Source organism: Corynebacterium sp. 239_CJEI (assembly GCF_001055995.1).
In the GTDB taxonomy this organism is placed as follows: Bacteria; Actinomycetota; Actinomycetes; order Mycobacteriales; family Mycobacteriaceae; genus Corynebacterium; species Corynebacterium jeikeium_D.
In genome coordinates this window covers 63074-89083 of sequence record NZ_JVOW01000002.1, presented here as the reverse complement: position 1 = coordinate 89083, position 26010 = coordinate 63074, and the positions used below count along the sequence as shown (strand labels likewise).

Annotated in this window: 26 protein-coding genes and 1 pseudogene; 21 read left to right on the top strand and 6 right to left on the bottom strand. The window is 58.5% G+C overall.

Translation table 11 applies throughout. The features are described 5' to 3' along the window. Nucleotides 1-2 precede the first annotated feature (2 nt). The 8 genes from rplE to rplO all read left to right on the top strand — a co-directional run bounded on the left by rplE (nt 3) and on the right by rplO (nt 4885). Nucleotides 3-557, top strand: coding sequence for a 50S ribosomal protein L5 (rplE, locus tag ADB08_RS00650; protein ID WP_005509901.1), 555 nt, complete (start codon nt 3-5; stop codon nt 555-557). 382 nt (nt 558-939) lie between these two features. Continuing rightward, a complete protein-coding gene (locus tag ADB08_RS00645; protein ID WP_049170004.1) occupies nt 940-1836 on the top strand; it encodes a GDSL-type esterase/lipase family protein in 897 nt (298 codons plus the stop codon). Between the two features lie 403 nt (nt 1837-2239). Next, on the top strand, nt 2240-2638 hold the full coding sequence (gene rpsH, locus ADB08_RS00640) for a 30S ribosomal protein S8 (RefSeq protein ID WP_005509822.1): 399 nt from the start codon (nt 2240-2242) through the stop codon (nt 2636-2638). A gap of 15 nt (nt 2639-2653) precedes the next feature. Then, the gene (gene rplF / locus ADB08_RS00635) at nt 2654-3190 is read left to right on the top strand and encodes a 50S ribosomal protein L6 (protein ID WP_005509895.1); all 537 of its coding nucleotides are present in this window, start codon (nt 2654-2656) and stop codon (nt 3188-3190) included. Continuing rightward, complete coding sequence (rplR, locus tag ADB08_RS00630) at nt 3190-3588, top strand: 50S ribosomal protein L18 (protein ID WP_005510009.1); 399 nt, start codon at nt 3190-3192, stop codon at nt 3586-3588. The genes rplF and rplR overlap by 1 nt, the downstream gene beginning before the upstream one ends. Before the next feature lie 34 nt (nt 3589-3622). Beyond that, nucleotides 3623-4240, top strand: coding sequence for a 30S ribosomal protein S5 (rpsE, locus tag ADB08_RS00625; RefSeq protein ID WP_005510059.1), 618 nt, complete (start codon nt 3623-3625; stop codon nt 4238-4240). A 5-nt stretch (nt 4241-4245) separates the two neighbouring features. Beyond that, nucleotides 4246-4431, top strand: coding sequence for a 50S ribosomal protein L30 (gene rpmD / locus ADB08_RS00620; protein ID WP_005509843.1), 186 nt, complete (start codon nt 4246-4248; stop codon nt 4429-4431). A gap of 7 nt (nt 4432-4438) precedes the next feature. Next, nucleotides 4439-4885, top strand: coding sequence for a 50S ribosomal protein L15 (gene rplO, locus ADB08_RS00615; protein WP_016422071.1), 447 nt, complete (start codon nt 4439-4441; stop codon nt 4883-4885). A gap of 103 nt (nt 4886-4988) precedes the next feature. Here rplO and ADB08_RS11875 read toward each other — a convergent pair whose 3' ends face one another. Both ADB08_RS11875 and ADB08_RS11870 read right to left on the bottom strand, forming a co-directional pair. Further along, a complete protein-coding gene (locus tag ADB08_RS11875; protein ID WP_414630013.1) occupies nt 4989-6140 on the bottom strand; it encodes an aminotransferase class I/II-fold pyridoxal phosphate-dependent enzyme in 1152 nt (383 codons plus the stop codon). A gap of 48 nt (nt 6141-6188) precedes the next feature. Further along, nucleotides 6189-6848 (bottom strand): annotated as a pseudogene (locus tag ADB08_RS11870) (6-carboxyhexanoate--CoA ligase); the annotation flags it as partial. A 355-nt stretch (nt 6849-7203) separates the two neighbouring features. On the opposite strand from ADB08_RS11870, the gene secY reads away from it, so the two are divergent. The 3 genes from secY to ADB08_RS00595 all read left to right on the top strand — a co-directional run bounded on the left by secY (nt 7204) and on the right by ADB08_RS00595 (nt 10965). After that, the gene (secY, locus tag ADB08_RS00605; protein WP_088611995.1) at nt 7204-8535 is read left to right on the top strand and encodes a preprotein translocase subunit SecY; all 1332 of its coding nucleotides are present in this window, start codon (nt 7204-7206) and stop codon (nt 8533-8535) included. Further along, the gene (locus ADB08_RS00600; RefSeq protein ID WP_005509947.1) at nt 8535-9086 is read left to right on the top strand and encodes an adenylate kinase; all 552 of its coding nucleotides are present in this window, start codon (nt 8535-8537) and stop codon (nt 9084-9086) included. Before secY ends, ADB08_RS00600 begins: the two co-directional genes overlap by 1 nt. 454 nt (nt 9087-9540) lie before the next feature. Beyond that, nucleotides 9541-10965, top strand: coding sequence for an HNH endonuclease signature motif containing protein (locus ADB08_RS00595; protein ID WP_239659995.1), 1425 nt, complete (start codon nt 9541-9543; stop codon nt 10963-10965). Between the two features lie 147 nt (nt 10966-11112). Here ADB08_RS00595 and ADB08_RS00590 read toward each other — a convergent pair whose 3' ends face one another. Further along, the gene (locus ADB08_RS00590) at nt 11113-11694 is read right to left on the bottom strand and encodes a hypothetical protein (protein WP_016422075.1); all 582 of its coding nucleotides are present in this window, start codon (nt 11692-11694) and stop codon (nt 11113-11115) included. A 226-nt stretch (nt 11695-11920) separates the two neighbouring features. Here ADB08_RS00590 and map point away from each other — a divergent pair, with 226 nt between their 5' ends. The 9 genes from map to ADB08_RS00545 all read left to right on the top strand — a co-directional run bounded on the left by map (nt 11921) and on the right by ADB08_RS00545 (nt 19923). Further along, nucleotides 11921-12721 carry a type I methionyl aminopeptidase gene (gene map, locus ADB08_RS00585; protein ID WP_049170000.1) on the top strand — a complete coding sequence of 267 codons (801 nt, stop codon included), beginning with the start codon at nt 11921-11923 and terminating at the stop codon, nt 12719-12721. Between the two features lie 285 nt (nt 12722-13006). After that, nucleotides 13007-13228 (top strand): translation initiation factor IF-1, encoded by a 222-nt coding sequence (infA, locus tag ADB08_RS00580; RefSeq protein WP_016422077.1) that lies wholly within the window; start codon nt 13007-13009, stop codon nt 13226-13228. 296 nt (nt 13229-13524) lie between these two features. Continuing rightward, nucleotides 13525-13893 (top strand): 30S ribosomal protein S13, encoded by a 369-nt coding sequence (gene rpsM / locus ADB08_RS00575; RefSeq protein WP_005509836.1) that lies wholly within the window; start codon nt 13525-13527, stop codon nt 13891-13893. A 3-nt stretch (nt 13894-13896) separates the two neighbouring features. Then, nucleotides 13897-14301, top strand: a complete 405-nt coding sequence (gene rpsK / locus ADB08_RS00570) for a 30S ribosomal protein S11 (RefSeq protein WP_016422078.1) — start codon at nt 13897-13899, stop codon at nt 14299-14301. A gap of 24 nt (nt 14302-14325) precedes the next feature. Further along, the gene (gene rpsD, locus ADB08_RS00565) at nt 14326-14931 is read left to right on the top strand and encodes a 30S ribosomal protein S4 (RefSeq protein ID WP_005509964.1); all 606 of its coding nucleotides are present in this window, start codon (nt 14326-14328) and stop codon (nt 14929-14931) included. Between the two features lie 73 nt (nt 14932-15004). After that, nucleotides 15005-16030 carry a DNA-directed RNA polymerase subunit alpha gene (locus tag ADB08_RS00560; RefSeq protein ID WP_016422079.1) on the top strand — a complete coding sequence of 342 codons (1026 nt, stop codon included), beginning with the start codon at nt 15005-15007 and terminating at the stop codon, nt 16028-16030. Nucleotides 16031-16067: 37 nt separating this feature from the next. Further along, nucleotides 16068-16538 (top strand): 50S ribosomal protein L17, encoded by a 471-nt coding sequence (gene rplQ / locus ADB08_RS00555; protein WP_016422080.1) that lies wholly within the window; start codon nt 16068-16070, stop codon nt 16536-16538. A 293-nt stretch (nt 16539-16831) separates the two neighbouring features. Then, complete coding sequence (locus ADB08_RS00550) at nt 16832-17722, top strand: tRNA pseudouridine synthase A (protein WP_042388414.1); 891 nt, start codon at nt 16832-16834, stop codon at nt 17720-17722. Nucleotides 17723-17781: 59 nt separating this feature from the next. Then, nucleotides 17782-19923 carry a DUF6541 family protein gene (locus ADB08_RS00545; RefSeq protein WP_049169996.1) on the top strand — a complete coding sequence of 714 codons (2142 nt, stop codon included), beginning with the start codon at nt 17782-17784 and terminating at the stop codon, nt 19921-19923. A 589-nt stretch (nt 19924-20512) separates the two neighbouring features. Here the strand turns inward: ADB08_RS00545 and ADB08_RS11240 are convergent. Further along, complete coding sequence (locus ADB08_RS11240; RefSeq protein WP_080971451.1) at nt 20513-21664, bottom strand: hypothetical protein; 1152 nt, start codon at nt 21662-21664, stop codon at nt 20513-20515. 114 nt (nt 21665-21778) lie between these two features. On the opposite strand from ADB08_RS11240, the gene eccB reads away from it, so the two are divergent. After that, nucleotides 21779-23221, top strand: a complete 1443-nt coding sequence (eccB, locus tag ADB08_RS00535) for a type VII secretion protein EccB (RefSeq protein ID WP_049169992.1) — start codon at nt 21779-21781, stop codon at nt 23219-23221. Here the strand turns inward: eccB and mycP are convergent. Together mycP and eccD are read right to left on the bottom strand one after the other, a co-directional pair. Beyond that, nucleotides 23180-24418: a type VII secretion-associated serine protease mycosin gene (gene mycP, locus ADB08_RS00530; protein WP_222867607.1), complete on the bottom strand. Its 1239-nt coding sequence runs from the start codon at nt 24416-24418 to the stop codon at nt 23180-23182. The two genes, eccB and mycP, sit on opposite strands and share 42 nt — an antisense overlap. A 14-nt stretch (nt 24419-24432) precedes the next feature. Then, nucleotides 24433-25848 carry a type VII secretion integral membrane protein EccD gene (eccD, locus tag ADB08_RS00525; RefSeq protein ID WP_224783772.1) on the bottom strand — a complete coding sequence of 472 codons (1416 nt, stop codon included), beginning with the start codon at nt 25846-25848 and terminating at the stop codon, nt 24433-24435. Nucleotides 25849-26010: the final 162 nt, after the last annotated feature.

The following is a 26010-nucleotide window of genomic DNA, read 5'->3' as shown; positions in this document are numbered from 1 at the left end:
GCATGAGCGAAAATTACACCCCTCGTCTGAAGGCCCGTTACCGCGATGAGATTCGCGGCAAGATGCAGGAAGAGTTCTCCTACGAGAACGTCATGCAGATTCCGGGCGTCACCAAGGTCGTCGTCAACATGGGCGTCGGCGCTGCTGCTCAGGACAAGAAGCAGATCAACGGTGCTATCAACGACCTGACTCTGATCACCGGTCAGAAGCCGGAGACCCGTCGTGCTCGCAAGTCGATCGCTAACTTCAAGCTCCGTGAAGGCGATGCCATCGGCGCTCGCGTCACCCTGCGTGGCGACCGTATGTGGGAGTTCCTGGATCGTCTGCTGACCGTGGCTCTGCCGCGAATCCGCGACTTCCGCGGTCTGTCTGATCAGCAGTTCGATGGTCACGGTAACTACACCTTCGGCCTGTCTGAGCAGACCATGTTCTACGAGATCGACGTTGACAAGATCGACCGCCCGCGCGGTATGGACATCACCGTCGTGACCACCGCTACCAACAACGAGGAAGGCCGCGCGCTGCTGCGCGAGCTGGGCTTCCCGTTCAAGAAGTAGTTTTGCCTCTTCGGTAGCTTTTGCCTGAAGCCCCGGATGCCGCTTGGCCTCCGGGGCTTTTTGCTGCTCTGTTAACTGCTTATGTTCGTGGGGGAGTGAGGTCGCTGTGCGGGGCCTGCGTAAAAGTTACCAGTGTTGCTGGTGGGAAAGTTGACCCTTTTTGGGGGTTGGAAATTAGTAAAGCCACAAGGTTTCTCAGTTGAAAGTTAGGCGTTTGTGATGATTTCGTTGTAAACTGCCATTCGTCATAGTGACGGCCGCCAAAATGCATTGTGGTCGTTATCAATTTGGGCAAGGCTTAAGTGACTTCAGCTTCTGTGTGATTGAGCCAGTGGTTCTACACAGAGCGGTTCTTAAGTTAAAACGCAAAGGGATTAACTACATGAAGAACTTCTCCGTGGCCGTCCGCTCGGCTGCTATTGCAACTGTTGCGGCTCTGGGTCTGAGCTTGGGTGCAGGTGCTGCCAACGCACAGCCGGCACTGCCGGAAATGCCGAACATTCCGATTCCGGGTATCGGCGACACCGGCCCGAAGGGCGTTAAGCAAATCGTTACCTTCGGTGACTCCTTCACCGCTAATGCCGGTAAGGGCGGCCCGCGTGGCCTGGCGCCGGGACAGAACGCACTGGTCGCTAACTGCGCTACCGACATGGAAAACTGGCCGAAGATTGCAGCTTCGAAGCTGAACAAGTCCCTGGGTGACTGGTCCTGTAACGGTCTTGGCGGCTTCCCGGGTCAGCTCCTCGCATACCTGGAGGCTTCCATCCAGTACGGCGACATCGGAGAGGGCACCGAGAAGGTTGTCCTGATGTACGGCGGCATGGACTGGGTCCAGTGGGTTGACGTGGCAGGCGAGCTTGTCGCAAAGCCGGATCCCCAGGCTCCATCCGCGTTCAAGCAGACGCTGCGTCAGTTCACTGACCGCGTCCACCAGGTTGCCCCGGGCGCTCAGGTCGTCCTGGCGTCGTACCCTGAGTACGCCACTGATGATCAGCTGTGCCTGGTGAACACCTCGGACCAGACCTTCCCGATCCCGGCACCGGGTGCCAGCGAGATCCAGGGTGCATTCCGTGACAGCATTCGCTCCGCATCTCACCACGTAGGTGCCGGCTTCATTGACGTCTACGAGGCAACCCTCGGCCACGGTACCTGCAACCCGAACCCGGATGAGCGCTTCGTCGCCGGTTTCGCAGACCCGGTGATGGGTCCGATGACCAACCACCCGACGGTGGCTGGTGAAAAGGCAATGGGTAACATCATCGCCGACCAGCTCTACTAATTTCCTCTAGCCGGCGCCATGTCGGCTAGGAATTGAGTTCCACTGTTAATTGGTGGGGCTTCACGCCGCGAGCGGACTAACGTCCGTCTGCGGCGTTTTTGCATTTCGGCCTGTATTTGTTAGTATCACCAGGTCTGCCCTCTATAAGAGGTGCGGCAGTAAAAATGTAAGAACTTTGCTGTAGGCCCCTCGCCTCGCATCGTCTCTGGCGTCACCTGGGTGGCGAGCTGACTCGGCTATTGAACCGAGTTGGCGAACAGTAGCCCTTAAATCGCCGGAATCACGATATTGGAAATCGCTCCAACTTAAGCTTTTGCCGTGTGGCAGTTGCTGTTTGCGCGGTCATTGGAGTTAGCCACGAGGTGGGAAGGAACCGCAGCGAGAAAGGAAGCGGTCACTAACCATGACCATGACTGACCCAATCGCCGACATGCTGTCGCGCGTGCGCAACGCTAACAACGCGTACCACGACTCTGTCTCGATGCCGTCGTCCAAGCTGAAGGCTAACATCGCCGAGATTCTCAAGTCTGAGGGTTACATTGCGGACTACGCAGTCGAGGATGCCAAGGTCGGCAAGACCCTGACCCTGAACCTGAAGTACGGTCCGTCCCGCGAGCGTTCGATCGCTGGCGTGCGTCGCGTCTCCAAGCCGGGTCTGCGTGTTTACGCAAAGTCCACTAACCTGCCGAAGGTCCTCGGCGGCCTGGGCGTGGCTATCATCTCCACGTCTCAGGGCCTGCTGACTGACCGTCAGGCTTACGAGAAGAAGGTTGGCGGGGAAGTCCTCGCTTACGTCTGGTAAAGGGGGAACTACACAATGTCTCGTATTGGTAAGAACCCTGTCGTTGTCCCGGCAAACGTTACTGCCCAGGTCAACGGCCAGGACGTTTCCGTCAAGGGCCCGAAGGGCGAGCTGTCTGTCTCTATCCCGGCTCCAATTACCGTTGAGCTGAAGGACAATGAGATTGTGGTCAACCGCCCGGATGACCACCGTAAGAGCCGCTCCCTGCACGGTCTGTCCCGTTCGCTGATTAACAATATGGTTGTCGGTGTGACCGAGGGCTACACCATCAAGATGGAAATCTTCGGTGTCGGTTACCGTGTCGCCAAGAAGGGCAAGGACCTCGAGTTCTCCCTGGGCTACTCGCACCCAGTCCTGATCGAAGCACCGGAAGGTATCACCTTCGACGTCGACGGCACCACCAAGCTGTCGATCACAGGTATTGATAAGCAGCAGGTCGGACAGCTCGCAGCTAACATCCGTCGTCTGCGTAAGGATGATCCTTACAAGGGCAAGGGCATTCGTTACGATGGCGAGCAGATCCGTCGCAAGATCGGAAAGACGGGTAAGTAATGAGCAACACCAACGAAAAGCGCCTCCCGGTAGGCAAGGACATCTCGACTCGTCGTCGTGTCGCCCGCGCCCGCCGTCACGCACGCTTGCGCAAGAACGTCCGCGGCACCTCCGAGGCACCGCGCCTCGTCGTGCACCGCTCTTCCCGCCACATCACCGCTCAGGTTATCGACGACTCCATCGGTCGTACCCTGGCAGCTGCTTCCACTCTGGACGCAGATCTCCGTGGCTTCGAGGGCGACAAGAAGGCCAAGAGCGCCAAGGTCGGCGAGTTGATTGCTGCTCGCGCTAAGGATGCTGGCATCGAGAAGGTCGTTTTCGACCGCGGTGGCTACCAGTACCACGGCCGCGTTGCTGCTCTGGCCGAGGCTGCCCGTGAAGGTGGTCTGAAGTTCTAATGCGCACTTACAAGTCCAACGGAAGGAATGCGTGATGTCGGAACGCGATAAGCGCGAAGGCGGACGTAACTCCGCTGACAACAAGAACAACAACCGTCGTGGTGGCCGCGGTAACGACCGTCGCCAGCAGGACGAGCGTTCGCAGTACATCGAGCGCGTAGTAACTATCAACCGAGTTTCCAAGGTCGTCAAGGGTGGTCGTCGCTTCAGCTTCACCGCTCTGGTCATCGTCGGTGACGGCGAGGGCATGGTCGGCGTCGGCTACGGCAAGGCCAAGGAAGTACCGGCAGCTATCCAGAAGGGTGCTGAAGAGGCTCGTAAGAACTTCTTCCGCGTCCCGATGATTGCTGGCACCATTACCCACCCGGTTCAGGGTGAGACCGCTGCTGGCATCGTCCTGCTGCGCCCGGCTGCTCCGGGTACCGGTCTGATTGCCGGCGGCGCTGTCCGCCCGGTTCTCGAGTGCGCCGGTGTTCAGGATGTTCTGTCCAAGTCGCTGGGTACCAACAACTCCATCAACGTTGTTCACGCAACCGTTGATGCCCTCAAGCAGCTGGTTCGCCCTGAAGAGGTCGCCGCACGTCGTGGCAAGTCCCTCGAAGAGGTCACCCCAGCACGTATGCTGCGCGCACGCGCAGGTCAGGGAGCGTGATTTCCATGGCACTGAAGATTACCCAGGTCCGTGGTACCGCTGGTACCAAGCAGAACCAGAAGGATTCGCTGCGCACCCTCGGCCTGAAGCGCATCAACGATTCCGCCGTTCGCCCGGATACTCCGGCTGTGCGCGGTCTCGTGAACGTTGTGCGTCACCTGGTCGAGGTTGAAGAAGTAGCGGGGGAGTAGGTAAACCATGAGCGAACCAATTAAGCTCCACGACTTGGCCCCGGCTCCGGGTGCTAAGAAGAAGAAGACTCGCGTCGGCCGTGGTGAGGCTTCCAAGGGTAAGACCGCTGGTCGCGGCACCAAGGGCACCAAGGCCCGCAAGCAGGTTTCGGCAGCATTCGAGGGTGGCCAGATGCCACTTCACATGCGTCTGCCGAAGTTGAAGGGCTTCAAGAACCCGGCGAAGGTCACCTTCCAGGTGGTCAACGTTTCGGATCTGGAGCGTCTGTTCCCGAACGGTGGCGACGTCACCATCGCCGACCTGGTTGCAAAGGGCGCTGTCCGCGCTAACCAGCCGGTGAAGGTCCTCGGCGACGGCGACATCAACGTCTCCGTCAACGTCACCGCAACCAAGTTCTCGGGCTCCGCAAAGTCCAAGATCGAGGCTGCAGGCGGCTCTGTCACTGAGGCCTAAAGCATTTAAGCTTTAACAAAAGAGCTCTTAACCCAAGTGGTTAAGAGCTCTTTTTGTATTGAGGGGGAGGAAAGGGGAGGGGAGGGCAGCGCAAACCGCCCGCTTACAGCAGGCCGGTGTGGCGCAGAGCCTGCTCCAGTCGGTCGATGTCAGCGTCCGTATGGAGCGCGGTAATGGTCAATCGCAACATTGCCTCACCACGGGGAACCGTCGGGTAGCGAATCGCAGGTATGTACACGCCTAGCTCCGCCAACCGTGCTGAGGCGTCCATCGCTTCGGCCTCGTCGCCAACGGGCAGTGGGATGATTGCAGATGCGGGGTCTGACTGTGCGTCAACCAGGGAGCGGACGCGCGCAATATTACGCTGCAATCGCTTGACGACGTCCCCAGCCTCCAACTGCTTCAACGCGGCGCGGATAGCTGCGACGGAACCGGGGTTCATCGACGTTGAGTACACGAAGCTACGGGCTTGATTGCGTAGCAGGTCGCCAACTGGTGCGGAGCAGAGAACGTATCCTCCTTCGACACCGAGAGCCTTGCTCGCGGTGCCGACCACAATGTCCGGGTGAATGCCCAGGTGCGCTGCGGTGCCACGGCCTCGCTCTCCGATAACGCCGACGCCGTGGGCGTCGTCAAGCATCAACCATGCGTTGTGACGGCGACAGGTGCGCTCGAGTGCGGGGCCGTCGATGACCTCGCCTGACATAGAGAACACGGAGTCGGAGATGACAAGCTTGTGGCGGGCGCTCGATGCTGCGAGGAGACGGTCGAGTGCCTGGTAGTCAGCATGTGGAAAGACCGTGACGTTAGCTCGGGCATTGCGGCACCCGTCGATGATGGAAGCATGGTTGGCGGCGTCGGAGAAGATTTCCACGTCGGCGGTGGCGATGGCAGCGATGGTTGAGTGGTTCGCCTGGTAGCCAGTCGCAAAGAGAACGGCATCGTCGAAACCGAAGAACTGCGCCAGTTCATTCTCAAGTGCGCTGTGGATGCTAGTGCCGGTGGTCAGGCGAGAGCCGCCGGACCCGGTGCCGAAATGTCCAATTGCCTCGGTGGCAGCTGAGATGAGTTCAGGGTGCGTGGACAGGCCGAGGTAGTCCGAAGAAGAAAACAGTAGATAGTCGGTTCCGTCAATTCGGCTGTGTGGCAGTTGTCCGGTTTCGAAAGTGCGCAGTGTGCGGGCAAGCCCTTCAGCGGCCCAGGCCGAGTTCCTTTGGGCGGCGATTGCTGAGAGGTCGCTGTTGGGGGCGGTCACGTCCGGCGAGGAACTGGCGTCAGCTGGGAGCTCGACGTAGACCGGCGCGTTCTCCAGGTAATCGATTAGCTCGGGGATATCGGTGCCGGGTTCAACGATGAAGATGCGAGTACCAAGAGTGCTGCCGTGGTCCTTGATATTGGGGATACGGTGAAAGATTCCGTCCAGCGCCAGATATCCCCGCGTGTAAAAGGGGTCATCGGAGAGGCAGATTTCTGCGACGATACCCGGGGCGCTGTGAACCTTAGATGCGAGGATGAGCGCCTCGTGAAAATGATCCTTGGTGCAGTCCTTACTGGGGTGCGAGATGGCATCAAAAGTGGAAACCCGTACACCACGGGCAGGATTTGGGTCGAGCCGTTCACCGGAGGAGGCATCGATGAGAGCGGCACCGCGGAGACCTGTGAGTGAATAGGCCATTTCGACGGCGATGTCGGCTGCTTGTATGCCTGCAGCGTGTAGGCGTTGAGCAATGAGATTGCGTGCGTCCTCAGGGCTGGGGTTCGACTCTAGAAAGGGAGTCAACGCGGACACGGTGCCGATAGTCGACTCTTCAACCTTGTCCACAGTGATGTGAATTGTGTCGGCTCGACCCTTGTCGTGGTGAAGTGCACGGCTAGTCATTGCAGAAGCCAGCTGAGGTAGTTCGACGGCCGGTGCAAGACGCTCAGCGCCAGAGATATGGCAGCCATCGGCGCTGGATCGCATGCGGATGCTGTAGGTACTCACAGAGCAAAACTTTAACACTGTTCAAGTTTTGTCTGGGAAAATTGGGTGAGGCACAGTGAGGGGGCGTGGGCTCAGAGGGGAGGGGGCGCTGGGATCGTCGTCAAGCGAAAAGAGGTGATTGGCGGGGCGCTGTACTAACGGTGATATGGAGGTGTATTGCGACGATGTGGAGAAACGCTGGTAGACTCACTACGTCAAATACTGTCAATTAAAGGTTTGAGGAATACGTCATCCGCGTTGCTTAACTAAAACGGGAGACTACTGGCGGATAAGCGGGTAAGTCTTTCGGGAAAAGCGTGGGAGAAGCGGATTTCTTGACCTCGGGAGGATGCACGTGGCTTCCGGTCTCATTGCGGCGTTGCGCGATCCCGATTTGCGTAAGAAGATCTTCTTCACTCTGACGATGATCATTCTGTACCGAATCGGCTCGCAGATTCCAACCCCTGGTATCGACTACCAGTTGGTCAACGCGCAGCTCGAGCAGATTTCGAAAGATCAGTCCAGCGTTTACTCGCTGATTAACCTGTTCTCAGGTGGCGCTCTGCTGCAGATGGCGATTTTCGGCATCGGCATTATGCCGTACATTACGGCCTCGATTATCGTCCAGCTGCTCACGGTGGTGATTCCACACTTCGAGCAGTTGAAGAAGGAAGGGCAGTCGGGTCAGACAAAGATGACCCAGTACACCCGCTACCTCACAGTGGCGTTGGCGTTGCTGCAGTCTGCAGGCATTGTGGCCATGGCAGACCGAGGTGCCCTGCTGGGTGGCTCGCAGTCGCTGCTGGTTAAGGATGCGGGTGTCTTTGACCTCGTGGTGATGGTCGTTGTGATGACCTCCGGTGCCGTGCTGGTCATGTGGATGGGTGAGCTCATCACTGACCGAGGCGTCGGCAACGGTATGTCGCTGCTGATTTTCTCCGGTATCGCCGCTGGTATGCCGGCGCAGGGAGCGAACATTCTGCGCTCCACCACCGGTGTCGTGTTCGCCACCGTGATTGTTGCCGTGCTGATTCTCATCATCGGCGTTATTTTCATTGAGCAGGGACAGCGCCGTATTCCGGTGCAGTACGCAAAGCGCATGGTTGGTCGTCGCCAGTACGGCGGATCTTCCACCTACCTGCCGCTGAAGGTGAACCAGGCCGGTGTTATCCCTGTCATCTTCGCGTCCTCTCTGATTTACGTGCCGGTTCTGATTACCCAGATTGTTCAGTCCGGTCAGTCGAATCCGAACATGGACAACTGGTGGCAGCGCAATGTCATTCAGTACCTGCTGGCGCCGTCCAGTTGGCAGTACATTCTGCTGTTCTTCCTGATGATCATCTTCTTCTCCTTCTTCTACACCTCCGTGCAGTACGACCCGCACGAGCAGGCGGAGAACATGAAGAAATACGGTGGATTCATTCCGGGCTTCCGCCCGGGACGTCCGACTGCTGAATACCTGTCCTACGTCCTGATTCGCCTGCTGACTGTCGGCTCGCTGTACCTGGCGCTGATTGCTGTTCTGCCAAATGTCGCTCTTGATATGGGGCTTGGCGACGCGAACTCCGGTACAGGCGGTATGTTTGGAGGTACAGCCCTGCTGATTCTGGTCAGTGTTGCGCTGACGACGGTCAAGCAGGTTGAAAGCCAAATGATGCAACGTAACTACGAAGGGTTCTTGAAGTAATGCGACTCGTACTTGTAGGTCCTCCCGGTGCAGGCAAGGGCACTCAGGCAGCTATCCTCTCGGAGAAGCTCGGTGTCCCGCACATCTCCACCGGTGACCTGTTTCGCGCAAACATCGGTGAAGGCACTCCGCTCGGCATTGAGGCGAAGTCCTACATCGACGCCGGCAACCTTGTTCCGGACGACGTGACTGTGCGTATGGTCGAGTCCCGTCTGAATGAGGACGACGCTGCCAAGGGGTTCCTGTTGGATGGCTTCCCACGCACTGTTGGTCAGGCAGAAGAGCTGAAGCGTCTGCTGTCCAACCTCGGCACTGAGCTGGATGCGGTCGTACAGTTCGACGTTTCTGAGGATGTCGTCGTCGAGCGCATGCTGGCCCGTGGTCGCGCAGACGACACTGAAGAGGTCATCCGCAACCGCATGCATGTGTACACCAATGAGACCGCTCCTTTGCTGGATTACTACTCGGAGAAGATCATCAAGATTGCCGCTGAGGGATCCGTTGAGGAGATTAACGAGCGCACGATGGCTGAGCTGGAGAAGCTGAACTAAGCTCCTGGCGTGCCGGTATTTGGTGCTCTGGCAACTTTGCGTTGGTCGGGCCGATGGGTTTGACCTGTAGTAGATGGTTACTGAAGCCGCCCTTTCGAACCGTTGAGGTTTGGAAGGGCGGTTTTTGTGTTGAGTGGGCTCGGGAAGGGGCCTAGTTGGCTTGAATGGTGTGGAGCTAAAAGGGAAAAGAAATACGAAAAAGAGTATTGACGTACCCGAATGGGTGTGCGATATTTGTATGCAGTAGGGGATAGTTAGGGAAGTAAAAGCGAAAGCGATTTCTAGGGGATTCGAGGGGAGGGGAATGATGCGACCTAATCAACCGCAAGGTCAGGAGCCGTCAAGGGGGCTGAATCAAGCACTGTCGGTGTCGCAGATATTAGACTTGATAACTCAATTCGAAGCTCTGTCTCGGTTAGTTGTGGAGAGCTTCGGTGATTTATCACCAGTTCATATGCGAGATGCCTATGCATTGATTGAGAGGGCTCGGAAGCGCCTAGCCATAGTTGACGCGGAGTACTTGGCGGCGCTTGCGCCGGAGATACCTTCATCGAATCATCGGAAAGTTGCTTGGCTGGCGGAAGAGTCTCATATTTCCCGTGCGGAGGCTCGTCAGCGAATTAGTTGTTTAGGGCGGCTCCGGAAGGAAGCGGAGCCTTTTTCGTCGAAAAGCGATGATGAAAGAATGCCTGCTCTGCGGGACAAGGTATCCGAAGGGGTCGTAGGGGCGGATGCGGTTCAAAAGATTGATAAAGCTGTCAAAGGTCTCCCGAAATCAGAACATGCGCGGGTGGCGCAGGCCTTGGATGAGCATGCCAGTGAGGTTGTGACACAGGTGCGTGTCGACGACTTGGGTGCGCTGTCACATCGACTGCGGGCGATGTTGGGATTGGATGATCCATATACGGATGAGGACAGGCAGCGGCTGCGGGGAGTGAAGATCGGACCGCAGCGAGCCGACGGTATGAGTCGGTTGACGGGGCTGATTACGCCGCACTTCGCGGCGATGCTGAAGAGGTTGCAGGCTGACTACGGGCGGCCGGGTGGACTCTTGGAGGAAGGCGCTAAGGATGAGCGCGCTCCAGAGCAGCGGTTTCATGATGCACTTGAGGCTGCGGTCGATGCCGGTTTTGGGATAGGTGCGACCTTAAAGCCGGTGCGGGGCACCACGTCGGTTGTCACTGTCGCCCATATTTCGGATATCGCGAAAATAGCGGGCGTAAAGCTGCAAGGCACGGATGGTTGGAAGCTGCCGGGGGCGGGGAAAGCAATCAGCGATGGTGGTGTGCGAATGTCAATCGCTGAGGCGATCGAGAAGGTTGTGGCCGGAAATTCATTCTTGCAGGTTTTGGGAGACAAGGGGCAGAGTCTGTTTCTTGGCCGAGCGCAGAGACTAGGGACGATGGCCCAGTACCTTGCGCTGTGCGGCGAGGAGGGCGGATCTTCCGCGCCGGGCAAAGCTACGCCACCGGCTATGTGCGATATGCATCATATTGAGTCCTGGGCGAGGGGCGGGGCAACGGACATTTCAAATCTGACATTTGTTGACCCCGGTACGCATCGAAAGATTGATGACAGTCGGTCGAATGACAAATCCTGGTGGACGTTGCGGCCGGATGAGTGTGAAGGGGAGCCTGTCGAAACGGAACGGGTGGTGTGGATTGAGCCAGGAAAAGACCGAAAGACGAATGATTCATCGGAAGGGGGCAACAGGAATTCGAATCAAGATTCAAACGCTTTTGATAACCCAGGACGTTGGTTGCGGCGAATACTTCGGCAAAAAGGGGCGAAGCGTAACCAAGGCGATAAGGATGACGCTGACCCCAACGGTGCGGGCGGGTGCGGTGCGGACGTGGATGACGAAGGGGGCGGGCGATAGTGAGGCGTAGGGGTAACGCTGGCGGGAGGTGAAGACTCTTCTGGGGGCGAGTACAGCAGAAGCGCTCCGACCGTAGCGAAATCAGAGCGTTACGGCAGCGGAGCGGTGATGCTGAGTGAGTTCCCTGGATTGAACTGCAGGTTGGGGCTACTGGAAGTCCTGAATGATTTCGTCGATAAGGGGCTGTGCGGCCTCGGCATCAATATTCGCGAAAACAAACTCCTGGTAGATGCGGTTATCCTCGTCGATGACCATAACGAAAGGGGAGCCCTTGTTGACGCCGCTAAATGCGTGCTTGCCGGGTAGCTCGTATGGCACGTAGTTCTCGACGGACTCAGCCTTTTCATTAATCCGGCTGACAGTGGCCGGGTCCTCGGCCGTACTGAGCATCGCAGTGCCGCCGTCGCCAACAGCCATTACGCAGGTGAAGCCATGTACGCTCTCGCTGCCAAAAATGACGGGTTTAGAGTCATCCGACTCGACGCAGCTGCCAACCGCTTCCTTAACAGCATCAGGAGTGAAATTCTGGATTGACTCAGGCAGTGCAGAGGTGCCCATGAAACCCGAGGTGCTTCCAGGGGCCTCCGGCGATTCCGAGGCAGGGGAAGTGGAAGGGACAGTCGGCGCTGGCGACGGTTCGGGGTTGCTTGAGCATGCGCCAATCAGGAAAAGCGAGCTGGCAGCAATAACAACGCCACCAATCTGCGTGGACTTCAACAGTGAATGCATGCCAGTTATCGTAGGGCAGCTCATCTTTGGGTGTAAATTGCTCGGAAGTGGTAGCAATCCGATTGCGGATTAACTGTCACGAATGAACATCCATAAAAATTCCCATGCAACGCGATGCAAAAATGCATGAAGCAAAGTGCTGGCTGGGGTAGCGGTGCCTTCGTAGGTGGTGGGATGCGGCTAGCCGGTGGCTATTTTCTGAGTCAGAGTAGACTCAACCAGCGTGATGAGTTTTCGACGCCGCCGTAAAGTAGTTCCTGCCCGCACCGAGGGAGAGCTGGATGCGATGCAAGCGGCCGGCGAGATCGTCGGTCGTGCATTGCTAGCCTGCCGAGATTCCGCTAAGCCAGGGGTGACCACGGCGGATCTCAATGAGATTGCGCATCAGGTCATTACCGATGCGGGTGCAACGCCATCTTTCCTTGGTTATGAAGGTTTCCCGGCATCTATCTGTGCATCCGTGAATGAAGTTATCGTCCATGGCATTCCGTCCTCGGCCACAGTTCTATCCGAAGGTGACCTGGTCTCGATTGACTGTGGCGCAATTTTGGACGGTTGGCACGGCGATTCGGCACTGACTTTCGGTGTCGGAAAGCTGAGTGAAGATGTCGAAAAACTAAACATCGCGACGTCGGAGGTCCTCGCCGAAGGTATTAAGGCCATGGTGCCGGGTGCTCGCCTCACCGATATTTCATATGCGCTTGAAACGGCCACCCGTGAGGCTGAACTGCGCCACGATATTGAACTCGGCATCGTCGATGGCTACGGCGGGCACGGCATCGGGCGCGAGATGCACATGGATCCCTTCCTCCCCAACGAAGGCAAAGCAGGCAAGGGCCCCCGCATCGTCGAAGGCTCCGTGTTGGCCATCGAACCGATGCTCATTCTCGGCGGCGAGTGGGGTAGCGATGAGCTTGACGACGGCTGGACGGTCGTCAGCGCTGATCGAATGCCGGCGTCCCATTGGGAACACACAGTTGCCGCCACGGCGGACGGCCCCCGTATTTTGACTCCTCGATATGAATAACTAGTGCGTGAGAGGCCACGCGAAAGGTCAGAATATTGCCACTTGAGACGCGATGGCCTCTGTCCCCGTGGGGTGAATCCGCCTGCCGTCGCTTGCAGGCGGCCCCAGAGTGGTCGTATTTGGTAAAAAACGCAGGTCGCGTGTAAAGTTGGGCGATGGTGTGGGCGCAGTTTCGCTGCAGTGATGACTATTCCTGCGCGCAACTGCTAAAACACCAGGCAGAGTAGAGATTTCCCAACTGGTGCCGGGGTTGTCCCGGGTATCCACCAGAGAGACGTGGAGGACATGGCTAAAAAGGAAGGCGCAATTGAGGTTGAGGGTCGCGTCGTCGAGCCCTTGCCGAACGCGATGTTCCGAGTGGAGCTGGACAACGGGCACAAGGTGCTCGCCCATATCAGTGGCAAGATGCGCCAGCACTACATCCGTATTCTCCCGGAAGACCGAGTCGTAGTGGAGCTTTCTCCGTACGATCTCGAGCGTGGGCGAATCGTCTACCGCTACAAGTAAATCGACCTGACCACTGTTGGTAGTGGTTATGGGCTTATTTACTAACTAGACAGAAACTCCACCGTCCTAGCTGCTTCTGGTGACGGCCGCGTGATGTTGAGACCGGGTGTCTCAGCAGATTAGCGCGGCGGTTCTTTATGAAAGCTTTTCCACAGAAGTAAGCGAGAATACCTCCGGCAACGGTGGCTGGAGCCTTTCTATAACACTTGCGCGACTCGGCGTCCGACCGAGTAAGCCGGGTCTGGGAAGGATGGCAGTGGAGTAAACCACCGCATCAACCGGAAGGAAATTGCCGTATGGCACGCCTTGCTGGAGTTGACCTGCCACGCAACAAGCGTATGGAGGTCGCTCTTACCTACATCTATGGCATCGGCCCCGCCCGTGCCAATGAGCTGCTGGAGAAGACCGGCATCTCTCCGGATCTGCGCACCGACGCTCTCACCGATGAGCAGGTTGCTGCGCTGCGTGACGTGATTGAAGCTACCTGGAAGGTCGAGGGTGACCTCCGCCGCCAGGTTCAGGCTGATATCCGCCGCAAGATTGAGATTGGTTCCTACCAGGGTCTGCGCCACCGTCGTGGCCTGCCAGTCCGTGGTCAGCGCACCAAGACCAACGCTCGTACGCGTAAGGGTCCGAAGAAGACGATCGCCGGAAAGAAGAAGTAAAACATGGCAGCTCCGAAGTCCGCACGCGGCCGTCGTACCGGCCGTCGCGTTGTAAAGAAGAACGTGGCTCAGGGCCACGCATACATCAAGTCCACCTTCAACAACACCATCGTGTCCATCACGGACCCGAAGGGCGCTGTTATCTCGTGGGCCTCCTCTGGTCACGTCGGTTTCAAGGGCTCTCGTAAGTCCACTCCGTTCGCTGCTCAGATGGCCGCCGAGAACGCTGCTCGTAAGGCCATGGAGCACGGTATGAAGAAGGTTGACGTTTTCGTTAAGGGTCCGGGTTCGGGCCGCGAAACCGCCATCCGTTCCCTCCAGGCCGCTGGCCTTGAGGTGTCCTCGATCTCGGATGTGACCCCTCAGCCGCACAACGGCTGCCGTCCGCCGAAGCGTCGTCGCGTCTAGGAATAGGGTAAGGAGAGAACAGAAATGGCCCGTTATACCGGTCCCGCAACCCGTAAGTCCCGTCGTCTCCGCGTCGACCTCGTCGGTGGCGACATGAACTTTGAGCGTCGTCCCTACCCTCCGGGGCAGGCTGGCCGCGCTCGTATCAAGGAGTCGGAGTACCTGCTCCAGCTCCAGGAGAAGCAGAAGGCACGTTTCACCTACGGCGTGATGGAGAAGCAGTTCCGTCGCTACTACGCCGAGGCTCACCGTCGTCCGGGCAAGACTGGCGATAACCTCGTCGTCCTGCTGGAGTCGCGTCTCGACAACGTTGTCTACCGCGCTGGTCTGGCTCGTACCCGTCGCCAGGCTCGTCAGCTGGTTTCCCACGGCCACTTCACCGTTAACGGTAAGAAGATCAACGTGCCGTCCTTCCAGGTAAGCCAGTACGACATCATCGACGTGCGCCCGAAGTCGCAGAAGATGATTTGGTTCGAAGAGGCACAGGAGAACCTGGTCGACGCTGTCGTCCCGGCATGGCTTCAGGTTGTTCCTGAGTCCCTGCGCATCCTCGTGCACCAGACCCCGGAACGCGCACAGATCGACATTCCGCTTCAGGAACAGCTGATCGTCGAGTTCTACTCGAAGTAATAACCAACTTCGCTTGCATCCATTCATTCCCTATGGCGTCATATAGCGGTCGCCACCTGGAGGATTTTCGAAAATGCTCATTTCCCAGCGCCCAACGCTGACTGAGGACTACATTGATTCCTCTCGCTCCCGGTTCGTTATCGAGCCGCTGGAGCCGGGTTTCGGTTACACCCTCGGTAACTCCCTTCGTCGTACGTTGCTGTCGTCCATTCCGGGCGCTGCAGTCACCAGCATCCGCATTGACGGTGTGCTGCACGAGTTCACCACTATCCCGGGCGTGAAGGAAGATGTCTCCGATATCATCCTGAACATCAAGGGTCTGGTGCTCTCGAGCGAGTTCGATGAGCCGGCTACCGTTTACCTGCGTCGCGAAGGTGCAGGCGCGGTGACCGCTGCAGACATTGAGTGCCCAGCAGGTGTGGAGATTCATAACCCGGACCACCACATCGCTACTCTCAATGATTCCGGTCGCTTGGATATTGAGATGATCGTTGAGCGTGGTCGTGGCTACGTGCCGGCGACCCCGAACTCCGGTGGCGAAATCGGCCGCATTCCGATGGACCAGATTTACTCGCCAGTTCTGAAGGTCAGCTACAAGGTGGAGGCTACTCGTGTTGAGCAGCGCACCGACTTTGACAAGCTGATCATCGATGTCGAGACCAAGAACTCGATCACCGCCCGCGACGCGATGGCGTCGGCAGGCAAGACTCTGGTTGAGCTGTTCGGTCTGGCACGTGAGCTGAACGAGGCTGCTGAGGGCATCGAGATTGGCCCGAGCCCGCGCGAGGCTGAGGATGTCGCTGCGTACCAGACTCCGATTGAGGATCTGGACTTCTCTATGCGCTCCTACAACTGCCTCAAGCGTGAGGAGATCCACACTGTCGGTGAGCTCGCTGCTCGTACCGAGTCGGATCTGCTGGATATCCGCAACTTCGGTGACAAGTCCATCAATGAGGTCAAGGAGAAGCTCGCTGAGCTTGGCCTCGCTCTGAAGGATTCCCCGAACAACTTCGACCCGGCTGCTGTCGCTGATTTGGACGCTGCCTCGGGCGATGACGCTGACTGGACTGATGGCGCAAGCGCTGGCTACGACGAGTAGTTCACCGACGCGACTTCATTAAAACGAGGAGATACCTATGCCTACCCCTAAGCAGGGTTCCCGTCTCGGCGGCTCCGCTTCGCACCAGAAGAAGATTCTGGCCAACCTCGCGAAGCAGCTCATCGAGCACGGCAAGATTAAGACCACCGACACCAAGGCCAAGCTGCTGCGTCCGTACGTTGAGAAGCTGATCACCAAGGCAAAGCGCGGCACTCTCGCAGATCGCCGCAACGTTGCAAAGCTGCTTAACGACAACTACGCAGTTAAGAAGCTGTTCGACGAGATTGGTCCGCAGTTCGCTGATCGCGACGGCGGCTACACCCGCATCATCAAGCTGGGTAACCGCAAGGGCGACAATGCCCCGATCTCTCTGATTGCTCTGGTTGAGGAAGAGACCGCAACTGCTGAGGCAACTCGCGCAACTCGCGCTGCTGCTTCCAAGCAGGCTGAAGAGGCAAAGGCCGAAGAGGCTGAGGCTACTGAGGCTGAGGCTGCAGAGGAGGAGTAATTCCCCTCGCTGACGGCTTCTGACCGTCACAGCTTTGAACCCCCGTTGAGCAGTTCATATCTGAACGCTCTTCCGGGGGTTCTTTGTGCTTGACGACGGTGCATAGCGCCCGACTCCAGTTCTGCCTCCGGTTACACCGACGGATTACGCACCAACATTGAGAGCAATACGGAGACCCTGCGGTGGAAACTGCTGATTATCTAATCCGGGGTCCCGGCTACAATCTGTTAACCGTGACATCACTTACTCCAACGACTCCGGATACCCCGTGCGATTCTCCCGATCGAGCCGCTATGGGGAGCACCGACTCCGACCTGGTTCGGTTGCGTTTTGACATTGCCTATGACGGGACCGATTTCCATGGTTGGGCTGCTCAGCGCGATAAGCCTACTGGAGAACCGGTGCGGACTGTGCAGGCGACGTTGGAATCCACTTTGGAGAAGGTGTTGCGCACTCCCGTGCAACTGACTGTGGCCGGTCGTACAGATGCCGGTGTTCATGCCTCCGGGCAGGTGGCTCACGCAGATGTTCCTGTCTCCTGTTTAGACACACGTTCTATCGCAGGGGACCCGAGTAATTTGGTTCGTCGTGTAGCGCGACTATTGCCCGCGGACGTGACGCTTCGGGGCACCTCGTTTGCGCCCCCGGGTTTCGATGCCCGCTTTTCCGCGTTACGTCGGCACTATGTCTATCGCGTCACTAGTTGCGTCAGTGGCCCGCTTCCTACCCGTGCTCGCGATACGGCCCACTGGCGGCGGTCAGTGGACATCAACCGCATGCAGGTGGCGGCTGATGCCCTACTGGGGCTCAATGACTTTGCCGCTTTTTGTCGACACAAGCCACATGCGACGACCACTAGAGATCTACAGCGGTTCCAGTGGTTCGACGTATCTACGCGGGAAGAACCAGAGCTGTACGAGGCCCATGTGACTGCCGACGCGTTCTGCTGGTCTATGGTGCGCTCACTGGTTGGGGCCTGCCTTAGTGTCGGTGAGGGGCGACGTGCGGTTGGATTCACTGAACAGTTGTTGAGTGAAGGGAAGCGTTCCCCGTTGGTCCCGGTGGCAGAGGCGCGTGGGCTCAGCCTGGTAGGTGTTGATTACCCCGGCGATGCTGATTTGGCGGCCAGGGCGGAGCAGACCCGCGAGCGTCGTGATGCCCGGACAGATGGGGACGAGGCTTAAATGTACAAGCTCTCGGTAATATTCCCTGAAGAAAGTGACCGTAGGAGGAGTGTTCGGTAGTGGTGTGGGCAATTGTTAGCTTGGTTGCGCTGCTCGTAATCCCCGGCGCTGTTGTAGTGAGAGCCAGCGGCGTTCGTACTCCGTGGGCGCTGGCCCTCGGTCCTGCGGTGACGTTTGGTATCGCAGGTACCGCAGGGTGGGCGCTCGGCGCTATCGAAGTGCGCTTCACCTTGGTCAGTGCGTCTATCTGCTGGGCCGTGACACTACTTCTCGCGCTTTGCTGGAGTGGCGGCAGCGCTTTGATTCGGCGGCGGCGCGGTAGTGTCGATCGCTCAGTGTCGGCCGAGACGCAGCCGCCCGCCGCAAGTCGATGGCGCGAGTTGGGCTATGGGCTAATCGCAAGTATCGGAGTCATCATCGCAGCGGCGGTTCTCACGTGGACCGCTATCGGCCGCATCGCTTCAATGTCCGAGGGGATGGCGACCATCCAGCAAGGCTGGGACACACTCTGGCATGCAAGTGTGCTCCGTTCGATTACGGAAGACGGCATGGCCTCGGCCACTAGAATGGGCGAGATTCAGAATGTGGAAACTCAGGCGGTGTCCTACTATCCCGCCGCATGGCATGCGTTCGGTGCGCTTTGGATATTGATTGTCCGTCTACCAATCACCGAGGCGGTCAATTACCTCGGCATTATCATTCCGGCCGTGACCATACCCACGGCGGCTGCGGCGCTGACCTGGCGAATTATTGATCGCCGAAAGCTGTCCACCGCCGTTGCTGCGGGGGTTGCGGCGCTTGTTTCCGCAGCGCTTCCGGTATTGATGCCCGTCGGGGTCTTCGTGGGGGCCTGGCCGTACCAGGTCTCGATTGCGCTAGCGATTACCGTTTTTGCCTTTGTTACGTCGCTCCCACACGCACCTCAGCGCATCTTGAGCGCTGCGCTTTCGATAATCGGTATCGGAGAGCTCCATCCGGCATCGGTGCCTACAGTCGTTATGCTCGGTGCAATTTGGTGGTTGTGCTACCGCCTGCCGCGTCCCGCGCATCCTGAACTGGGTGCGGTTCGCGCCAAGCTTTACGACGTCGCGGTGATTGCAGCCGCCTTTGTGCCAGCAGTGGCAGTACTACTGCCGCAGTGGCTTACGGGAACTTCTCAGACCGAGGATGTGCGCGCGGTTAGTGCTGAAGTAGACGACCTCGATCGTTTCGATGCGTGGTATCGAGGCGCCACAATGCTGACTCGCCACACTGAGGAATTCCGGCCGTTCTGGCCAATTATCATCCTTGGTTTCATCGGGATGGCGTTTTTGGTTTTCGCAGATACTTCGCGCCGACGGGTGTGGGTAGTACCGGCCTGGTTTGTTTCGGTGTTGATGACGACCCACGCGCTCAATCATTTTGGTGGCGTGCCGGGCGATATTCTCGCGCTGTATACGGATCTTCACTATTCGACGCCTCACCGGTTGGTGATGGTCACCGCGTACCTGTATTCCGCGTTTGCGGGTATCGCCGTTGCGTGGGGCTGCGCGTGGGCGGCTCGAATTAGTGAGTCAAAGGTGCCATCGACGGGGCGGGTTCTGGGGTTGAGCTTAGCGACGGTGAGCTCTGCTGTACTTGTGGTCTATGGAGTGGCGTCTAATGCTAGCGCTGCGGATTTCGCCTACAAGAGCCCTAGGGAATGGCAAATCATTTCCAAGGCTGACTTGAAGGCATTTGATTGGTTGGCCGAGCAGCCGGAGGCACATAAGTACCGCACGTTTACCAATCCGCCGGAGGGGTCCAGCTGGATGTACGCTCGCAATGACTTGCCAGTAGTGTTCCCGCACTATGACTGGCCAGTGGCGAATAAGTGGACTGCCACCTCAATGCTGTATTGGCACGCTGATTACCTCGGTTTTCCAGACCCCGACCGGCCGGATGGGGTGAACGATGTCGATCGCTCAGCCCGAAAGCTGAACGTGGGATTCATCTATTTGTCACCCCCGGGTATTTGGGATTCCAAGGAGGATTTAGAGTTTCCTGGTGAAGGGCTCTGGGTAGCTCCAGGGGTAACCCCTGTTTATCGAGATAGGGAAGTAACTATCTTCGCCTTCAATGACGTGATTACGCCAGAACGCATCGACGAGATGCGAGCTAGTTCTCCGGAAGTAATTCCTCCCTCGGCTACTAGGGGATGGAGCGATGGTCGGGTAGGTTAGGACACCATGCGGATGAATAAATTTATGGCAACGATCGCAGCTGGTGTGATGATGACTTTCGCGCTGGCCGGATGTGGAGACGACGAGCCGGCTAAGCCGGAAGTCTCGAATCGCTCCGTCAGTTCTTCCGCAAAGACTAAATCCTCGACTCCGCCGAAGCCGACTGAGGAGTCGACGACACCGACAGAATCAGAGACGCCGACGGAAACTCCTGCAATCACCCAGGTCAATGATGCGGATTACACCCCGGCGGACGGCCCAAATACTCGACTCTTTCAGTTGGAGGATGGCACGACACGTTGCTTCCTCAACGATCTGAGCGGTGACGCCTACTTGGCCTGCCAGGTGAATCTTGCCAATCCTCCGATGGTCGATGACGGCACGGGAAACAAGGTTCCCGCCAATGCTGTGTCCTGGAACCCGGGGGGAGTTACTTACGAGGTCCTGACGTTCCCGCCGGCGGGTGAGATGAAGACGCTGCCAGCGAATTCTCAGTTGAGCGCATTCGGTTACAACTGTGCGGCCTATGGCCCGTCGACTCTGGAGTGCTCGGGACCAGCGGGCGCTGCCACTATCGACAATGGCAATGTCACTGGTGCACAGATGCCGAAGGAGGATGTGCCTCCTGCAGCAGGCGGTCAGCCGGGTGGCCAAGAAAATGGCGCTCCGAATGACCCGGCGCAGCAGGGTGAGCCTGACGGCTCCCAGGCGCCGGGCGGTCTGCCAGATTTGGGTGCGTTGATTCCGGGACTGAACCGCTAGTTGCCCGCATAGCTAGTGGCTGCAATTCATCGGTAGTGCGGGCGGTAGATAGCGTCCAGGTGAATTCGCCCATCGCCAGTCGAGGGCACGAAGCTGGCATTTCCGCTGCTGCCGTGGGCGAACCTGTACGACTGACCTCGATGATTCTCGCGATTCCAGTACACAGGTCGGGCTCATACTCTTCGACAACAACCACATCGACGGTGTCGTCTCCAGCTCGCGCGAGAAGTACTGCGCCCAGATCAAGGGCCACAGTATAGAAATGTGGTCGGGCCGTGCGAATTCCTACTCGATAGCCGAGGGAGAGCATTCCGATGAGCAGCTCACAAATGTCCTGATTGCCGCAGTCGACCTCCAACCGGGGTAAGTTCGCGGGACACATTGTGATGGTTTGTCCGCTGCTCCCGGCTCCTATGACCTGCGCCGGACCATTAGTGATAGCGATGTCACGTTGTCGGCTTAACCACAGGTGCGGTTTGCGTCCCAACGCCGCCACATGATGAGAGCGTCCAGTGCGGCGCAGCTGCACGACCTCCGCAGAGCTCTCAGTCAGAGCACATTCCGGTGCCGTCAATCGCCGTGCGCGAATACCAAGGGTTCCCAGCCGGTGGATGAGGAAGCGTAGGGCTTGGTCAGCGGAGGCTTCCACCGGAAGAGTTGCCACCAGATGTGTCCAGGGTTCAGGGGCTGTGCCGGAGCGCTCGGCTGCTCGGAAGTAGCGGTGCGCATGCTCTCCGCGGACTTCCGGCGCAATGTGATAAAAGCACAGCGCATCCAGGGTCACTGGGCTGTCGTCGGCAAGCGAGACGATATCCGCAGCGCTTAGCTGGCTTCGCAGGCCTGGTGTGAGACGTAGTCCGATGAGTTGTCCTGGTTCGGTGCGTCGCAGGCGGTCACGAAGGCTGCGGCCGCGCACAGGGACATGCGCGCCTGCAGTGATGGTTATTGCTGTAATGAGTAGCCACAATGACAATGGCATGTGAAAATCCCCCCAATATGTTCCCCACTAAAATTCCCCTGGTCGCACAGTAGCGCGGCCTGGCTTACTCTGCAGGGTAGAGATTATTTGGGGGAATAGTTTTGGGGGAAACTCATGCCACGTACGCCGACTACGCCTAGCCAGGTCAGCGGTCATCGATTCTTGATTCGTCGGATTGAGCACGCGCTTGTGCGTGCGGATTCGCGAATGCTGCACGATCCTCTGCGCACGCGTACGCGAGCACTGTTTATCGGCTGTGCGCTGGTGGTTTTACTGGCCGCCGGCACTGCGGTGCTGTCGTTGGTGCGGCCGCAGGGCGGTTCGAGCTCCAATGAGCAGCTGATTGTCGTATCGGGGTCGGAGGGCCTGCATGTACGTGTCAATGGTCGATTGCATCCAGTCGCGAATCTCGCATCGGCGCGGTTAATTTTGGGCAATCCTGCTGAGCCGAAACGGGTGCGCAGTAGTGAGTTGGACAAAGAGGACATCAGTTTTGCTGTCGGGATTGAGGGCGCTCCCGCAGTTCCGGCCGCGCCGGCAGGCTCTGGTGCCTCGGGAGCTGCCAAGAGGGGCAGTGCAGGTGCGCCGGAGTTGGCACTGTCTCTGTGCGAGCGGACGGTCCAAGACCTCGGGCAGCCGTGGATTGTTGCAGAGTCACTTGCGCGTCTTGAAGAAGTACGTGGGGAACCGCAGCAGCTTACCCGAACCCACTCGGACAGTGCCGTCGTTGCCGATGGCCAAAACCTCTGGCTGATTACGCAGGGCTACCGCTCGCGGTTGGATGTCAACCACCCGGAGCACGCCGCTGTTTCTCGAGCGCTGGGGTTGGAGCGCGCCGCAGTCCGGCCTGTCAGCCCTGCGTTGCTCAGAACGATTCCGGAGGTTCCGATTCTGGCCGCACCAGCAATCCCGAACCGCGGCGCACCCACGCACTTCGCCGCTCCATTCGACACAGTCGGCAATGTGATTGAGGTCGGGCAGCGGCGCGTTATCGTACTTGACGACGGTGCCGCGATTCTCTCCCCGGTGCTAGGAGAGCTATTAGCTGCGCATAGCCCAGTTCTGCAGGCCAGTGAGGGGCAGCTGGCGGCAGTTCCCGTTGCGAATGCGCCAGCAGTCCCGGGGCTACCTGAAAAGCCGTTGACGTTTGCCGATGCTGATGGCTGGTTGTGTGCCGGCCGGATAGCAGGACGGCCGCAAGCTCTGGTGCAGTGGTCGCAGCATGCTCCGGAGGGGCGGCACGTGGATTACCCACATGCCGACGGTTCGGGTGCGGCCGTCGACGGTTTCGTGGATGGTCGCAGCCGTGAGCGCAGCTCAATTGCAGTAAGCGTAAATGGGGCCGTACACGTCATTTCGCCAGAGGGGATGCGCTTTGCTGTGCACGATCGCACAACGCTGGCTGCCCTCGGGTTTAATGCATCAACCAATGCCGATAGCGGTGGCACGCGACCAGTGGACTGGGAAGTGCTGGCCGCGTTGCGCGGAGGCCCTGAGCTGAGTAAGCAGGCGGCGCTAGGGCCGCTGTCTGGGACGCGAGAGCAACCAGGCACCTAGGCCTAGCGCGCATATCAGGAGCAATCCAGTCGCCCGGAGCGGTGCATTGCGCTCCTGCGAAGAAAGCAGATCCGGCGGAGCCGGTGCGGCAGCGGGGTTGGCTGCGTGCTGCGCAGCGGTGTCTACAGTGGTCCAAATCAGAGCGTCATAAGGTGCAATGATGCCGCGACCAAGGCCGAGCCCGGAACTAATTGGGCTCGCGGAATTAAGGATGATGTCGCGAACCTGTGCTGGGGAAAGCTCTGGGTTTCGTGCCAGCAGCAGGGCAGCTGTGCCCGACACGGTTGGCGTGGCAAAGCTGGTGCCGGCAATCTGTTGATCTCGGGTGTTATCCCCGGACCCGAGCACGTGGCGGTCTATGAGACCGGTGGGGGTGCGCGGATCGGGACCGAGTACGGGGCCGCCGGGAGCGGAGACATTGACCCATTGTCCCGTGATTGCATACTCCGCGGGTTGTGCTTGGCCGGCATCGTCGAACTGTACTGCTGATACTGCGATTACCTCCGGCAGAACTGCGGGCCACGCTACGGATCCGTCCTGACAGCTATCGCCCTTATTGCCTGCCGCTGCGACCACTACTGCGCCTGAGACTTCCGCGCGTGCGACGCTCTCAGCAACATCTGTTGCACCTTGGGGCATTACGCCTGCCGGGGCACACGATGTGAGCGAGATATTGATGACCCGCGCGCCCTCCGCGACGGCCCTGTCGATAGCTTGTGCCAGCGACTCCAAATTGCCTTCGCCATCGGCTGTTTGTCTTATCGACAACACGTGCGCGTCGGGCGCCAGTCCGGCGAAACCATCGGCACCGGGCCGGCCTGCAATAATGCCAGCTACTAGAGTTCCGTGACCGTCGCAGTCTACGAACCCGCTGTTGCCGTCGACAAAATCGCCACCGTCGAGAACCTCGCCCAGGCGCTCATTGGGTGAGACCCCGGTATCGATTACCGCCACCGTAATCCCCGCACCCGTCGTCAGTTGCCATGCTTGGCGAAACCGAAGCGCTTTTTCGATCACCGTCGGTTCATGCAGTGCGCTTTCCGACGACAGCATCGTGGCCACGCAGTCCTGGCTGTTCTGGGCAGCCGCTATTGGTGCGATGCCCGACGGTGCTACTGCGGTGGCCGCCGTCAACGTCGAGATAAGCACTGTGGAAAGTGCGGCCGTGGCGGTGAGACGAGTTTTTATGGCATTCATGAAAAGTGGGTTTTTCACTGGAAGAACCCACTTACGAACTCAGGGAATTCGGCAATGATGGCCGCAATGGGCAAAATAACGGCGATACTGCAGGCCTCGGTTAGCTCAGCTATGCGGCGCGTTGTAGGTGAGATGCGTGACGCGGGAAATGCGGCTAAGGCGGTGGCTGCAAGCATGGGGACGACCAGGCCAGCGGCGACTGGCCAATTGCCCTCGAACCACTGTTGAAAGGCGACGGCCACAATGACGGCAAGACCAGCTAAAGCAGTACAGGTGGAAGCTACTTTCCGGGCTTGGCCACGGGAGTGAATTGCACAAAAGACTATGACAGCAGCAGCCATGCCTAGAGGCCACCACTTGTTCGCATAGGCTCCGGAGAAAAGTACCACCAGGGTGAAGATGCTGAGACTTCCGGTGCCACTGCAGAGGATGCCATCGAGAATCCACCCCGCTCGCTTAGGTGCGTTGTGGGATATTTCGGGAGTTTCGCTGTCATCGAAGCTCTCGCCGGCGGCAGGGACTTTGGGTACGCGAATACCGGCAGCCTTGATAGCGATGGAAGGTGCCAGCAGTATCAGGATGACTGCACTAGCAGCGGTGAGCGCTCCTGATTGAACCGAGTTGTGGAAAAGTGCGACAGCCGCAGCGTAAATACCGAAGGTAACTGCAGCACTGAGACTCGTCGCGCCCAGGGTAACGGTGATGCGGTTGTCGCCGTCGCCGGTGTTGGAAATGAGAAAAATCAAACCGATGACGGCAAGCGCGACACTAATCGCAGCAGTCGGCGGCCAGTCGGTGAGTATGCGGTGTAGGTCGAGGCCAACGAAGCAGAGCCCCGAAGAGGTGCCCAGAATGAGCACTTGCAGCTCCAGGGACATGACAATCGCCGGTTTTGCGCTACGCAACAGAGCCAGGCGCAGTCCACCGGCTACTGCCAGCAGCGCGATGAAGCTGATTGCCGCGGCCAGTGTGGAATCGGTACTGCTCAAGCTCAATGAGGCAGCTGCGATTGAAGCTGTGGCCACGAGGGCTGCGGTACAGCCAACAACCAAATCAGCCGTCCCGATACCGTCGGTATAGGTGGTGTCGGTAATAGCATCGGCGGCATCGAAGAGCCGAGGTTTGGGCACGGGACCTGGGTCGTTGATAACAACCAGGCGTTCGCCTGGTGCAATACCGGCATCGTTCAGGGTGTCGTCGGCAAGCAAAATCGTGCCAGTGGCGGTCCGTAGCTGCCACTGTGCCAGCGGGAAGTCCGCAATGTCGATATCGAAAATTTGCAGGATATCCGGTACAAGTGCGGCGATTGCGACGTTGGTCGGTAATGCAAGGTCTGCGTGTGCTCGGTTGGTGTCTTCGGGCATGTGTGCGGCATCAATGCGCACGCGAATGAGTTCCCCCAGCATGTATTTCCCCCATGAATTCTGCATGCTTTAGTCCCTCTAGAGTGTCGTACAACTCGCTAGAGCGCTACTCGGAGTAGTAACTGCGCGTGCCCCCGCTATCAGTTTCGGTCATGCGCTGCGAGAATCCGGAGTGTGTTTTAAGCTATGCGTACACCGATTGGTCGGGGGATTGGCCGTCGAGTGAAC